We start from the raw sequence: 14,539 nt of genomic DNA, 5'->3' as shown, positions 1-14,539 counted from the left end.
GCTCATGCGAAGTCGTGGAGGCTCGATCAGAATACATACGAAGATTTCCTACGGACTTTTCAACATTCGCACACCAAGAGAACGAGAGGATCCTGTTGTGTTGCTGTTGAGGTTGCGGGACTTCCTCAGCACCGTCCCACTAGGCGTCTCGGGTCGGTAAGCACCACAGGCGGAACTACGAGTGGTCTCCTGGGTCGATCGCTCAAATTCGCTGCTACACAGCAGGATCCCTTTTCACACATCCCTTTCGATATATCACTTCATGTACTGATTAAACTGCATTTCCAGTTTAAGTAAGTACACTCCATTAACTGATTTTGAGTTCGGCTTCTCAGGTCGAGTTCGAAAACCTCCCCTCCCTCTCCATTCCTCAATCCATTCAACTCACATGATTCCATGGTTGCTGAACCACATGGTTCCGTTCGCGGAACAGTTGGAGCGGCACGCTGCTGGTGACTCGCGCGTTCTCCTCACGGGACGTATTGCACTGGCTTCTGTGACCTCGTTCCTAGCAGCTTTGTTACTTGGACCGTTCGCGATTCGCTGGCTGAAAGCCCGCTGTCGAGAACGAATTGATAGTGCCTCCAAACGTTTAAATGAACTGCACGCACATAAGCAGGAAACCCCCACCATGGGCGGACTGTTCATCATTGCGTCGGTTGTGATTTCAACGTTGGTGTGGGGCAACCTTTCAAACGTTTTTGTTCAAATTGGACTCTTTGTCGCGATCTCATTCGCTGCTCTGGGAGCAGTTGATGATTGGACAAAGGTTCATAAGAAAACACGCGGACTCAGTGCTCGGCACAAGTTTATTACACAATTAATACTGGGGGGAGTGGCAGCCACGTGGTTGTACTTCTCTCATAAAGAAACTCCACACGGCCTGGAACTGATCTGGCCAATTGGAAAACACGGAATCTGGCTCGGAGCTGGATTTATCGCCTGGGGTGTTCTGGTCCTGGTTGGAACTTCGAACGGAGTGAATCTGACCGATGGCCTCGATGGCCTAGCCAGTGGATGTACGGTTTTTGTTGGATCGGCATTCATCGGACTGACCTACCTCGCCGGGCATGTGGTGATGGCGGACTACCTGAGTATCCCGCACATTACTGGAGCAGGAGAATTCGGAATTGTTATCGGAGCACTCGTTGGTGCGGTGATGGGATTCCTTTGGTTTAACTGTTATCCCGCTCAAGTATTCATGGGCGATACCGGTTCCCTTCCAATTGGTGCACTCCTGGCACTGGCAGCACTGGTGACACGTCAAGAGGCGGTCCTGGTCATCGCTGGAGGAGTGTTCGTTATCGAGACGCTGAGTGTGATCGCTCAGGTCGGATGGTTCCGAATGACTGGAAACAAATTGATTGCGTGCAGCCCGTTGCACAACCATTTCGTATTCAAAGGTGAGCACGAAATTAAAATCGTCACAAGGTTCTGGATCGGCTCGGCACTGCTGGCCATCCTGAGTGTTGCAAGTCTGAAGATCTTGTAACTGGAGATCCGGTGTCGACAAACGAGCAGCAACGTTCAACAAGATTCAACGAAGTTAGTATGCAGCGTAGGGAGAGAGGGAATGGAAGTCGATCCGATTTACGGATCGGATCGGCTTCCAACCTTTTCCTGACCTGCTTCAAAGATGGATTGCTCGCCGACGAGCGATATTGCGGTTTGAGGAGTCCCCTGATGATACATCCGGTTCAACGATTCAACCTTTCCGCACTCGCTCTGGTTTGTGCTCTCGTTTCTGGTTCCGTGCTGGCAGTTTCGACTGTTGGATGTAACGCGTTGACCTGGAACGGAACACACCACGGAATTCGTTACAGCATTCATCGTGATCTGAGAAATCATTCCATCGTCAAAGGCAAAGACGGTTCTCTGATGTACGACTCGCCTGAACTGGTCGTACTTTCGGAAAATGGAAAACTGATGATCAACGGAGTCGAAAGCGGAGAGGTTTCCGAAGGCGATCTGGTCAAGATTACCGATCTCGGAACCGTTCTGGTGAATGGACAACGACGCGGCGACAAACTCACCGGACACGCGGAACTGCAGAAACGACTTAAGCAGGGTCAAGCAGTGATCGAGACACACACGCAAGCGGAACTCGACTACATTAACGATCACGGTTAAATCGAAACAATCGTGACGAGCGGGAGTTAATACAAAGGGTTTAATCCCCGAGAAACTTGATCCCTATTTTGAAACACTGGGTTTATTGGAAACAGTGAATTTAAAGGCGTCGTAGGGAGAGAGGGACGGGAGCTGGCACGATGTGATCGTGTCAGCTCCCACCTTTTTTTACAGCGACCCAAATGGCGGAAAGTGAACAGTTCCGGAAGACGATCGTAGTGGACGAAACGGACTTCCAAAGCTAGGCGAGAATCTCCTCGAGGCCACTCTCATCGCGTCTCTGACTCGCCGGATCGCACTTCTCACGATTCCTCCGAAGTCTGTCTGCTTCGACGAATCGCTGCCCATCGAAGAAGAAGATCGCCTCAGTGAATGCTGAGACTACGCGATTTGGCGATTCAGCTTGATGAGGTTGGAATCGAGTTCCGCATGCACGAGCAAGCCACGTGCAACGCCATAGGGAGCGAATCGAGAAGGCCGGCACATTCCGATCGAGATTGGAATCGCGCTATTCTGAAAGACTGCTCTTAACAAGTCCGGAAACGCTTCAAAATGCGTTGGGCCGCCTGTGTAAACGACCTGTAACTCTTCTCGAAAAACGGGATCGTCCAACTCTCGAAACAGTCGCAGATACTGTGCGTTCCACGCGGAGAAGATGAGATCGAAAATCGACTTGGCGAGCCACTTTTGTTGATTGTTTGGCTCACTGGCGGAATTGGTCTTCAGAGTTGGCAGGAGCCGTGAGGCTGCTTCCAGGTCGAGGAATTGCGTTCCGTTCTGATCCCAGACGAATTGATGGAATTCAGTCGCGAATCTTTGACCGATCTCTCGAAAGCCCTTCGAATATTGCGAGTGAAAAACTGATCGCCCACGATGCATCAAAGCGAATGCAACGGATTCCGCACCAACAACAACCGTCAGCCCGGTCATGTTCGACGATGCCAGTTCGCTGATCGCGAGAGCTGTCGCGGGATCCAGCAAGAGAGGATGATAACCCCGCAAAGAGAGCAATTGATGAATGAAATTTGTCTTGGAACTCTGTCGCCTCCCGGCAGACGCGGGAATCGAAACGCCGCATCGTTCGTCAGGATGTGTCGCAGGCGGAAGAAGTGTTTCGATCAGAATGGACAGGACCTGACGCGCGACCGGATCTTTCTCCGGGAGATACCCATTCCGGAAAACTGCGGAAAGTGGGCGGCCGATTTCTGGAGCGATCTCAACAGCAGTCTTCCCGAGAAAAACGAGCGAACTCTCAGCGACGGAGTACGGGATTCGTGATTGACTGGCAATCTCATGAATTTCGATATCATCAGGAGCAGAGCAAAACAGCGACGGTGTTCGGCGCGCAATCAGCCGCTTTCCGACGCGGCGATACGATCGAAACTCGGAGCAGCCAAGATCGAGGGCCACAGTCATTGCTGTTTGCTTTCTGAAAGTGAACGAAGGGCCCGTTCCAATGGACTGTCTTGCGAGTCATCATCGCTCACGGGGATGACGACATCAAACTCTTCAGAACGACGACGAGGTGGAACCGGTTTTGTTCGCGGTGATTGTGTTGGAGTCGGTGCGAGACTGAAGCTTTTTTCAACGCTTCGGTACTCCAGATATTTCAGCTTCGGCGCGATCACCTCAACGTCCATGAGTCTGTGTGTTGCACTCGGCGAAGGTGCCGATTCCTGATCAGAGTCGGCCGGAGTATCGATGTTTTGAAGATGATGCGGGGCTGGAAGATCGTGCGCCATGTCAATCCGCACAGTTTGTGGCTCCCCATGCAGCTTCTGGGCATGGGGGATGATCACATCTTCCTCGATCGTTCCGATTGAATTATCGAGAATTTCTTGAACGACCGGGTTTCCGAGATTGGATTCGTTTCGCTGAGGAGCAACGGTTTCACTCTCGTTGCCATTGGAACGACGCTCGTGACGCGACCAGACGATTGCGATCCAGAGTCCAATGCAACTCACCGAACTCACAGCGACAATCACGATCCAGTAGGCTTGGCTGGATTTCGGTCCTTTTGCGACGCGACCGGTGTTTTGAGGCGACGATGGTCCCTTTTCCATTTCCGCAACAGCTTGTCTTTTGGAAGACGAAATGAGAGGCGGAAGCGGAGGAGCGACTTCAATCATCTCTTGCCCTGCAATGGCAGGAGTCTCTTTTTGTTCGTCAATATTCGGCTCCTCTGGCGGTGGGGGAACCATGTGCGATGACTGATCTGTCCATGCTTCTGTCTTCACGGATTCGAGATTGAACGAAGCGGTTTCTGGAAGAATGGACAGTTCTGCGCCATTCGGAACGGGAGGATCAGCGTCCGGAGTCGTAATGCCAGTCACCTGAATTTTCGGCGTTTCGGTAGGTGCCGGATTCGGCGGGACGGCCAATGGACTTCTGGGGCTTTTGGGCTGAGGCTCCTGATTCATCTGCGAAGCTGGTCTTGTTCCAATTCTTGCTGCCATTTCGCGATGGTTGAGCGGAACGGCGGGCGGAAACTCCTGGATCTGATTGAGCGATTCCAGATTGAGTGTCGACGGATCGAAGACAACGACAGAGCCTCTCAACAGCAGTTCCTGTGCTTGCCGGGCATAGGGATCGAGAACCTGAACCGCAGTCGGAGCGAGGTCGTGTTGTCGAAGACTCTTCAAGAGATCGGTGACTGTGAGAATCGTACTTTCAAGCGGTAGGACGACAGGGCGATTGGCCAGTCCGAGACAGGCGACCGGAGTGACGTCGTGTGTCACGAATCCCGTTGGAGAGTCACGTCGAGGGACAATGACGACGACGTCGTCAGGTTCAATCGCGAAATTGGCTCGAGTGTGTGAGTTGTCGAAGATCTGGACCGTTGAAGATCCGTGCCTTACGAGTCGGACCGCCAAACTTGCGTCTGGGGTCAGGCCCCCGGCAGCTGCGAGGAGGTCTTTCAGAATAATCTTGGGGCGATCGGTGGAGACGAAGACTCCGGGAAGATCGACTGCTCCGACGATCGAATAATAGAACGGGCCGCGAACTGGTGTCGTTTCCAGATTCAGCACCTTCATTCGTGGTCGTGCATTTCCGATGGCCCGCGAAGATCCGGGCTGAGCGAAGAGCGTCGAGACGCTGAGTGTGATTGCCACGGTGAGAAGTGTTCGGACAACCTGTTGTGCCGTGCTCCGATTGAAAGTGATGAACATTCGTGATGTCTCTCCATAGCGGACCGCGAGCCGCAAGCGTGGGTGGTCCCCTTTCGAAATCGACGCAGGAGAGCAGAAAGTTGAGTCAAACTTTGACGATTATTCCGATTATTTGGATTTTCCGAGGGGAGAGAAGAGATGCCAGCTCGAAGCGGACATGTCGAGATGAAGTTGGTTTACCGGCGTTCATCGAGAAAGAATCGCGGCTGACACCAGCATGTGAGATCGGCGAGGTCTGCGCGTAAGCCGAAGTCGATCACCAACTTGAGAGAGCCGGGCGAAACGGGAATTTCGGGCGTGGTCGCGAAGCGTTGTGACTGGGCGTCGAGAGTTGCCGTCCACAGAACGACGTCGTCCAGAAAGATCGTCGCTTCGACGTTCCCACAATCTTCCTGTCGATCATCCAGCCCGACTGATGTCATGAACGATCGCGCGTTTGCGGGAACTTGCAGCTGAATTTCTGTCTTCGGGTAAACACCAATTCCATCCCGAAAGAAACGCCCGTCAGTCAATAGGGTTCGTCCGTCGGGAGTTCTGTTCCAGATGGATTTGAGCTGTGATCCGAAAAAGTCAGAGGTTGCCACTTGAGGTTGAATTGATTGCCCGATGGAAACGGACGGGCGCGCAAGTGATTCGATTCGCTGAACCGCATCGATGCTGATGTCTAAAATTCCCAGTTCCGGAACATTGAGTTGAATGTGATCCGGGGTCTGCGAATGCTGAATGGATTCGACGGTTAAGAGGCTGCCATTGCGAAAGATGATGCGTGCCAGTGAAGTTTCTAGCGACAAGACCGTCGACAGAATCGGATTGAATTGAACACTCTGAATGTTTTCAATGGGAAGCGAAAGGTTGCCAAGATTGCAGTCGATCTCAACCGCTTCCCGGCTGAAATCGATCAGGTCGCCTTGAATCTGATCGTTGTTAATGAGAGTGACGACATCTCGGTTCGGAAGAGAACCGGTTGAGTCGTGAAGCAATCGAGGAGTCGTGTGAAAAGTCATCGAACGACACATCTCGATTGGGATACGAATCGTCTGTCCTGCGAATTCCGTTTCGATCTGTTCGTCGAGCAGGTGAACTGAGTCGACGAAGAGAAGATCGTCGCTTGTCAGGCGAATCGCGGAAGTGGAGAGATTCGTCTCACGAATTGGTTGGTCGAATTCGACGACGTCAACAGACTCCCAGTCGATGAGCTGTGGCCCTGTTTCCGTTTGGAGTTCGATCTGTGAATTCGACTCCGGCCAATGAACGGACTCGCTGGAAAGAGTCGTCCCATCCAAAAGTCGTATTTGGACAGCGGAATGTTCCTGAGCGTGAGCGACATCTGGGACACACATCGAGAACGTGACGAGTAAGAACATGGCGAAACAGATATTCACACCTTGATAGGTGAGTTTCTGAGTTCGAGTTGTTCTGTGAAGTGCCATCGGACAGTTCTGCGTCAAGGACTGGATGAAAACTTGAATTGCACGACGGCTTCGTTATCGCTCAAAGATTGGAAGAACATCGTAAGGAATCTGCAAAGCGACGAGTGCCATGGCTGTCGCGTATTCGTCACCTTGCAATGGGTCTTCCCAGTGATCTCCAGCACGCTGACTCAACAATTCGTCCCGGAGAATCGGAAAACAAATCCGCCAGCGATTATCACGTGCCTGCCAGGCAGCCTGGGCTGCGTAGTACTGAGCGTAAAAGTAATATTCACGGTCATCCCGAATTTTGAGTCGTTCGACCACGTAGTTCAAGCCGTTCTGTACGACTGGATCGTCACTGACTCCGGCGGAATACAACGCGACGACCGCAGCGGCCGAACGGGCCAGTCGTGATTCTGCCGGATCGAACGGGCGATATCGAAAACCGCCGCCCGGGTTCTGGCAACTCTTAATGTAATTGACCGCTCGATCGACAACTTCTTTCGGAACAGAAATGCCGGCGTTGCGTGCTGAGCGAAGTGCCATCACCTGACAGACTGTGACCGAAACATCAGCTTCTTGCGGAACCGGATTGTATCGCCATCCTCCTTCAGAATTTTGAGTGGCGATGATCAAATCGACAGCCCGCCGCAGTTTCTCACCGAGATCGTCACGAGGAGTCATTCCATAAACTTCCGCGAGGAACATTGTCGCGAAACCATGCCCATACATTGGGCCATGTGAAGCGGAATCGGAATCGACGAGGTACCCGTTCTTCTGAGAACAGCTGAGAAGAAATTCAACCGTACGGTTGATCGTCTCGGAGTAGTCGCCTGCTTCGGGAACGCTTCCTGAGCAGAGAAACGCAATCCCACACAAAGCGGCGATGCCGACACTCTCCGATCGTTCGCGGTTGTTTCCGAACGAACCATCCATTCGTTGACGACGAGCGAGCCATCTCAATCCTTCAGCGGTCGCTTGAACGGTTTGATCGGTCACATATTGGGGGGCGCTTCCCGAAGAATTTGTAGGAGAGTCCTGAGAGAAAGAGCGACGTGGGAACGGAGTTAAGAATACGATCGCGATCAGGAGCAAATTTATCGTCAACCGAAATTTCCGCTGACCGCAGCTTGCACGATGATGCGCCATTCCTGAAGTGAGTTGACTCGATCGTTGACGGTTCATAGCAGTCCCTTGATGTTGAACTGGCTCTTTCAACTGGGGTCTCCAACACGAATTTAATCGTTCGTTTCGGGAGAATGTTACGTTCGGATGTGTACTCGTTTGAACTGTTTAAAATTGTGATCGTTGAATTGAATAGCAGGAACGATGGGACCGAACTCACTGTCGCTCTGATTGATGCAAATTTTAGTAAGCGGTTTCGTTGCTAATGGAATTCATCGACCTGATCCATTTCACGAAGCAATCGCGAAACTTCCTTGATGAGTTCTGCGAGACCATCGCCCGTGACAGCGGAAATGAGCCGCACTGGTTTGTCGAGTTCTTCATTCAGGAGATCGCGACAGGCTTCTGCATCGGGAAGTTCGCTCTTCGTGACGACGACGAGTTCCGGACGGTCCACGAGACTTGGATCGTAGAGACGCATTTCCTCGCGAATCTGACGATAGTTCTCGATAGGATCCGTTCCGTCCATCGGGCTTGGTTCAACGAGGTGAATGAAGACTCTCGTCCGTTGGACATGCCGCAGAAATTCGTGTCCAAGGCCAACACCAGCATGGGCCCCTTCAATGAGACCCGGAATATCAGCGACGACGAAGTCGTGATCATACCCGACGCGGACAGCTCCGAGGTTGGGATACTTCGTCGTGAACGGGTAGTCAGCGATCTCCGGAGTTGCTCTTGATAAGCGACTGAGAAGCGTACTCTTTCCCGCGTTCGGTTTCCCGATCAGACCGACGTCGGCAATCAGTTTCAGCTCAAGCAAAACTTCGCGAACTTCACCGGGTGTTCCCTCTTCGAATTGTCTTGGCGCACGATCAGTCGATGTTGCGAAGTGCTTGTTTCCGCGACCGCCCTTTCCTCCCTGTGCAATCAGCAGCGAATCTCCTTGATGCAACAGTTCTTTCAGCACGAACCCGAGATTCTTGTCTCGAATAATTGTGCCAGGAGGAACATAGATGTGCGTGTCCTGTCCGGATTTTCCCGTCTTCAGTTTTCCTTCACCGGGGCGACCACTTTCAGCTTTCCAGTGTCGATGACCTGTCAGATTGACCAGGCTTCCCAGATTCTGATCGGCAGTGATGAACAGGCTTCCCCCGTTTCCACCGTCACCGCCATCGGGGCCCCCACGAGCAACGTGAGCTTCCCGGCGAAAGCTCATGCACCCATTTCCTCCATCTCCTGCCTGACACAGAATTTCCACACGATCAACAAACATAAGTCACACAGTTTGGGACGAACTCCGTCCCCCAAATGGAGAAAGAACGAAAGTGAAAAGCCACGTTTGAAACCACCAGTTTACAGAACTTTCACGAACTTGCGATGATGCAGGCAGCGAAGATCACGAAGCAGCGACTCAGATCAGGGCTGCTGGGCGGAACACGGAAGAGTTCGCGAAATTTTGGAAAGGTGAACAAAATCGCTATCGCTGCAAACGGCAATATTTGCTAGACCATTCCTCTGAGCCACCTTGAGCAGCAAGTTTTCCACCCATTCACCTCATGTGCAGGGACGCCCATGATGCGATGTTCCACATCACTTCTCACGATCATCCTTTTCGTTCTGACTTTGGGTCTCGGAGTTCATTCGTCTGCCGATGCCGAAGAAGGGCAAGCGTATTCTCTTCGGTATCAGTTCCATCCGGGACAAGTGATTCGTTACGAAGAATCGCTCCGGGATGACTACGTGATTCAAGTTCAGGAGGAAGTGGACGAGCCGTTTTCTTTCCAGGCTTCCGGGAAATCGATGAAAGTCATCGATGTACTCGAAGACGGTTCCGCAATTGCAGAGCTGCAAATCAACTGGGTGACGATCAAAATTCGAGAGAATGGCGAAGAAGAGGCGTTCGACAGCCGGACCGGTGAAGAACCGTCGGTGAAGTTTCAGGCACTGGCGCAGATTATCGGTCGCCCCAGAATGCGAGTCACCATTACGCCAACTGGAGAAGTTCTCGAAGCAGAGTCATTGCTCGGCGACGGAGGCAAGCCAGACCCTTCTACCGTCGAAGTGCTCAGGCGTTTGCCTGAGCAACCGGTTCGTGTTGGAGAGACCTGGAAAGAAGATTCGTTTATCGAGTTGTCGCTGCCGGACTCACAACTCAAGAAGAAAGTTCGTCTGCAGGACCGATTCAAATTCGTCTCCGTGGAGAACGGAGTGGCCAGCCTTGAATTGGAGACCGTTGTCATTACACCCGTTGAGAGTGCCGAATTGCAGATGCAATTGCTGCGGAGGCAACCTGCCGGGACGTATCAGATTCATCTCGAAAGAGGAGAGTTGATTGGTTTCGAACTGAATCAGAACAACGAAGTTCCCGGATTCACGAATCGACCAAGCAAGCTCACGTTTCGACAGAAACACACTCAACGAATTCTTCCCGTTCAGCTATCCGATGGAAATGAGTCCACGTTTCGATAAAACGCAAACCTTCTTCTGGGGCTCTCGACACGCGGCGGAACTCGTTTCATTCCGGGGAAGATGTCATTGCTTGAGTGAGTTTCCGAAGGGCGGCCTCCAGGAATCATGAGAATGGGCTCGGAGAAGTGCGGGCGAAACTCTTGCGCGCACTTCCGCCGAGTCGACGGCTATTCGCATCCGTTTCGGGGATCGTTGACAAGTCCGGCAGACCGTGCGAGTCTGAACGAGACATTCCCCGATCTCGAGGTGCCGATGAGAATTCAGTTCAACTTTTATCCTGCGTGGCTGATTTGCCTGGTCGTTGTCTCAGCGTGTGTTGCTTCACATCGATTGAGCGCTGAGGATGCACTTCCTCCGAATGTGCTGTTCATTCTTGTCGATGATTTGAACTGCGATCTCGGTTGCTATGGGCATCCTCTGGTTCAGTCGCCTCAAATCGATGAACTGGCAGCGACTGCTCTTCGATTCTCAAAGGCTTATTCTCAGTATCCAGTCTGCAATCCGAGTCGTTCGTCACTGATGACGGGGCTTTATCCGGAACAGACCGGTGTTCTGTCCAACTCGGGGAACTTTCGGAAGCGTCATCCCGACCTGACGACACTTCCTCAGCACTTTATGAATCACGGCTACTTCGCAGCCCGCGTTGGAAAGATCTATCACTACGGAGTTCCCGATCAGATCGGAACCCCCGGGGAAGACGACCCTGGTTCCTGGGACGCGACCATCAGTCCTCGTGGCCGAGACCGGGACGTGCATGACAGAATCCACTCTCTGATTCCCGGAAAGTTTGGGGGCACACTCAGCTGGCTGAATCTCGACACTCCTGACGAAGACCAGACCGACGGCCGGGGGGCGACCGCTGCCATCGAAATCATGAAGCAACATCGTCCTGAGAAGACCGGAAAACCCTTCTTTCTGGCGGTCGGATTCTATCGCCCGCATACTCCGTATGTGGCTCCGTCGAAGTATTTCGATCTTTACGACCGGGACGCGATCGAACCTGTGATGGAGAAGCCGGGAGACCGGGACGATATCCCTCACGCCGCCCTTCCCGATCGTGCTCATCAGCGAACTCTCACAGTGCCACAGCGACAGGAAATCATTCAGGCGTACTATGCAGCCATTTCGTATATGGACGCTCAAGTGGGAAGATTGCTCGATGCACTCGCGGAGCTGGACTTGGAGGAAAACACAATCGTCGTCTTTGCCTCCGATCATGGGTACCATCTCGGTCACCACGGGCTGTGGCAGAAATCAGATCTCTTCGAAGGTTCATGTCGGGTGCCGATGATGATCCGCGTCCCGGGCCATACTTCGTCCGGACAGGTTCATAAGCATCCCGTTGAACTTCTCGATTTGTATCCAACTGTTTCCGAGTTGTGTGGACTTGAGATTCCACCGTTTGTGCTGGGGGACAGCCTGACGGAAGTGCTCGCGGATCCAACAGCCCAAACCGGAAGCGCCGCCTACTCCGTCACGAAGAGTCGAGGAGGAAACCTCTATCCCGAGCTGAAAGGGAAAGACATTCTCGGGCGAACGATCCGGACCGACCGCTACCGCTACACCGAATGGGGCGACGAAGCAGAATACGGCGTGGAACTCTACGACTACGAACTGGATCCCGAAGAATTCACCAATCTCGCGAACACCAAAACTCCCTCAGCGATACAGCGAGAACTCCAATCGAGATTGCTCGTCGAACGCCGAAACGCGAATTCCTCGGTCGCCAACGGTTCGCCAAACGAATAGCATTCGGGTTTTCCGGTTCATTCGACTGGCGATTTCGAGTCCGGCAATTGACCGGGAGTGCTGTGGACTTAAGATACAGACAGCCTCGCTGAAACGTCGACCAGCGAGGGAATTCTGGACATTCGCCGTTCTGTGCATTGGAAACGTGTACATTCTTAACCTTGGAAAGTCGTGTCCATGAAGCCGATGCAGCTAGTGAGCATCGTGTTGTCCTTATTGTTCGCCATTGGTCTCGTCGCCTGGTTGGCCAATTCCGCGCCGTCTTTCGTCGTGGAGCAGCCTGAAGAGCTTCGTGACCGAGAGGACAATGAGCCTGAGCCGCTTCCCAAAGTTGATTACGAGCGGCGGAACCCTTTCGATCTCTCAGGAGATGGACCCCATCCGAAAGCCGTGGCTGAGGAGTTGATTTACGACTTCGGAAACATGGCGTTGGGGCAAACCGGCGAGCATGACTTCGTCATCGAGAATCAGGGGGACGTCCCACTGAAGATCGCTCGCGGCCCGTCGCAATGTAAATGTACCGTGAGTGGTCTCAAGACAGACGAAATCGCACCTGGCGAAAGTGCGAAAGTGCATCTGGAATGGACACCAAAAGCCCTTGGACCATTCGGCCAGGGAGCATCGATCTGGACCAACGATCCCGAAAATCAAGAGCTGCTCTTCCGGGTTGAGGGAGAAATGCACCGCGAGATTGTCTCTGAACCGGAAGGAGGATGGGTCCTCGGAACCGTCTCCAAAGAAACACCGACCACCTTCGAAGGAGTCATCTACTCCGGCGTGATTGAAGACTTCAATATCGAAGATGTCACGACCAGTTCCGACAACGTTCAGGTCGAAGTGATCCCGATGTCTGAGGATGAGCGAGGAGACGTTCTTGCCAAAGTCGGTTACCAATTGAAAGGAACCTTTCAACCGGATGGGCGATCTGGACCATTTCGAGAAAAAGTGACCGTCACGACGAATCTCGAAGAGCACCAGAAATTCGAATTCAACCTGACCGGCAATCAATCCGGTCCGATCGTGATTGTCGGCCCCTCCTGGTACAAAGGCCCGCAACTCTTCGACCTCGGGAAAGTGGTTCAAGGGGAAGAATCCTCTTCCCGCCTGACACTGATGATCGAGAAGGCAGAACAACCTGTTGAGATCGGAGAAATTCAGGTCGAACCAAAGTTTCTCAAAGTCGAAATGGTTCCGGAAAAGACTTCCGAAACCTCATCCCGAGAACGGTTCACTCTCCGCGTTCAAGTTCCTCCCGACAGCCCCGTCGGAAGATGGAACGGAGAACGCAAAGGCTCGCTGAAAATCAAAACGAACCACCCGCAGCTGCAAGAAATCTCAATGTCCCTCGACCTCGAAATCCGCTCCGAGTAACCAGAGAGCCCTCTCTTCGAGACTTATTCCATCTGCGATTCATTCTTCTCCAGAGCGTCATTCGGCAGTGACTCTCTTGGGGCACTTGCCGCTGGTGTTTCGCAAACGCCTCAAGGAGCACCATTGGTATGCACCAGCAAGAGTGCTGCGAAGAGTAAGAATGTATATGTGTCAGTCAGTCGCATTTCTGATTGTGCGTCTTTGCGAGACAGTAGATAGAAGGCGTCAACGAGGGTGCAAATTCCGAGGACGAAAGGTCCTCCGTAAACCGCAAAGATCAACCCCACGGTGAACACCTCTGGCAAGCGGTCTCCCGCCATGCTGCATCCGTTTACATAGACAAGGATCACTGCGGCAATTGTAGCCACGAAAAAATGAGGTATGAATCCGCGGTCGCGCCTTGGATACTCAATACATAGCCGGACCCAAATGCTCATTGCAGCTGCCTGGACGACAGCCGCCACCAGCCACCACTCTTGGCCACCTGTTGAGCGAGCAGCAAAGAAGAAGATCGCAACGACAAACACATCCATCTCAACACGTTTGCCCATCGGGAATGCCTTATTATGTTCACTAGTGTTTTCTCTGAGATTAGGTTGGGGAGCAGTTGTTTGATACGGCAACCATCGTTGTAGTAGCAAGTATTCTGGGGGCACTCGATTGAGGATGAACATGGACATGTTGACCGTTTCCATTATACCTATGAGAATCCAGTGATGTGAATGATCTCAACTTCTCCGCCCATAGAGCAGATTCATCGTTTTACCGGTCGGTTGGAATGTGACTTTGCCACTATTGGGTTGAGGTGGTCAACAACTTACCTTAATTCGAAACACGACAAGAAACTGTGGCAAAGAGAATCCGGTCAACATAACGGACCCTAAACTTCCGATAGGACGATCATCAGTTGAAATGCCCCCGAAGTTTGAACCAGGCTTATGAGAGTTGGGGTTAGGTAAGTAAGTCAGTGTGCTGGAGTGGAGGAGAAGGTGGAGCCGTAGGCGGAACCTTCTCTGGAACGGAAGCACACTGAGTCGAAAATTCGGCAGGCGTCAACCCTCCAAGAGAGCTGTGCGGACGGCGGTGGTTGTAAGTCATCCGCCAGTCCTGAAT

12 protein-coding genes are annotated in these 14,539 nt (G+C 52.5%); 5 read left to right on the top strand and 7 right to left on the bottom strand.

Annotated elements, in window-relative coordinates; all coding sequences use genetic code 11:
* Positions 1 to 412 precede the first annotated feature (412 nt).
* Positions 413 to 1,492 (top strand): phospho-N-acetylmuramoyl-pentapeptide-transferase, encoded by a 1,080-nt coding sequence (gene mraY / locus KOR42_RS17670; RefSeq protein ID WP_231740985.1) that lies wholly within the window; start codon positions 413 to 415, stop codon positions 1,490 to 1,492.
* A gap of 191 nt (positions 1,493 to 1,683) precedes the next feature.
* Positions 1,684 to 2,130, top strand: a complete 447-nt coding sequence (locus KOR42_RS17665) for a hypothetical protein (RefSeq protein WP_146511173.1) — start codon at positions 1,684 to 1,686, stop codon at positions 2,128 to 2,130.
* A 381-nt stretch (positions 2,131 to 2,511) separates the two neighbouring features.
* Here KOR42_RS17665 and KOR42_RS17660 read toward each other — a convergent pair whose 3' ends face one another.
* From KOR42_RS17660 to obgE, 5 genes are all read right to left on the bottom strand, one after another.
* Positions 2,512 to 3,546 carry a disk-shape morphogenesis protein volactin gene (locus tag KOR42_RS17660; protein ID WP_146511172.1) on the bottom strand — a complete coding sequence of 345 codons (1,035 nt, stop codon included), beginning with the start codon at positions 3,544 to 3,546 and terminating at the stop codon, positions 2,512 to 2,514.
* A complete protein-coding gene (locus tag KOR42_RS17655; protein WP_146511171.1) occupies positions 3,543 to 5,300 on the bottom strand; it encodes a polysaccharide biosynthesis/export family protein in 1,758 nt (585 codons plus the stop codon). The genes KOR42_RS17660 and KOR42_RS17655 overlap by 4 nt, the downstream gene beginning before the upstream one ends.
* 176 nt (positions 5,301 to 5,476) lie before the next feature.
* Complete coding sequence (locus KOR42_RS17650; protein ID WP_146511170.1) at positions 5,477 to 6,730, bottom strand: NPCBM/NEW2 domain-containing protein; 1,254 nt, start codon at positions 6,728 to 6,730, stop codon at positions 5,477 to 5,479.
* Between the two features lie 54 nt (positions 6,731 to 6,784).
* Positions 6,785 to 7,819 (bottom strand): prenyltransferase/squalene oxidase repeat-containing protein, encoded by a 1,035-nt coding sequence (locus KOR42_RS17645; protein ID WP_231740984.1) that lies wholly within the window; start codon positions 7,817 to 7,819, stop codon positions 6,785 to 6,787.
* Between the two features lie 280 nt (positions 7,820 to 8,099).
* Complete coding sequence (obgE, locus tag KOR42_RS17640) at positions 8,100 to 9,110, bottom strand: GTPase ObgE (RefSeq protein ID WP_146511168.1); 1,011 nt, start codon at positions 9,108 to 9,110, stop codon at positions 8,100 to 8,102.
* Positions 9,111 to 9,409: 299 nt separating this feature from the next.
* Here obgE and KOR42_RS17635 point away from each other — a divergent pair, with 299 nt between their 5' ends.
* From KOR42_RS17635 to KOR42_RS17625, 3 genes are all read left to right on the top strand, one after another.
* Positions 9,410 to 10,306 (top strand): hypothetical protein, encoded by an 897-nt coding sequence (locus tag KOR42_RS17635; RefSeq protein ID WP_146511167.1) that lies wholly within the window; start codon positions 9,410 to 9,412, stop codon positions 10,304 to 10,306.
* 252 nt (positions 10,307 to 10,558) lie between these two features.
* The gene (locus KOR42_RS17630; RefSeq protein WP_197441307.1) at positions 10,559 to 12,055 is read left to right on the top strand and encodes a sulfatase; all 1,497 of its coding nucleotides are present in this window, start codon (positions 10,559 to 10,561) and stop codon (positions 12,053 to 12,055) included.
* Between the two features lie 204 nt (positions 12,056 to 12,259).
* A complete protein-coding gene (locus KOR42_RS17625) occupies positions 12,260 to 13,426 on the top strand; it encodes a DUF1573 domain-containing protein (RefSeq protein ID WP_197441306.1) in 1,167 nt (388 codons plus the stop codon).
* 110 nt (positions 13,427 to 13,536) lie between these two features.
* Here KOR42_RS17625 and KOR42_RS17620 read toward each other — a convergent pair whose 3' ends face one another.
* A complete protein-coding gene (locus tag KOR42_RS17620; RefSeq protein WP_146511164.1) occupies positions 13,537 to 13,977 on the bottom strand; it encodes a hypothetical protein in 441 nt (146 codons plus the stop codon).
* Positions 13,978 to 14,377: 400 nt separating this feature from the next.
* A complete protein-coding gene (locus KOR42_RS27890; RefSeq protein ID WP_390620856.1) occupies positions 14,378 to 14,539 on the bottom strand; it encodes an integrase core domain-containing protein in 162 nt (53 codons plus the stop codon).

Origin of the sequence: Thalassoglobus neptunius, assembly GCF_007859735.1 — a bacterium.
GTDB classification, from domain to species: Bacteria; Planctomycetota; Planctomycetia; order Planctomycetales; family Planctomycetaceae; genus Thalassoglobus; species Thalassoglobus neptunius.
Note: the sequence above shows the minus strand (reverse complement) of the source record. Positions and strands in the feature narration are given on the sequence as shown.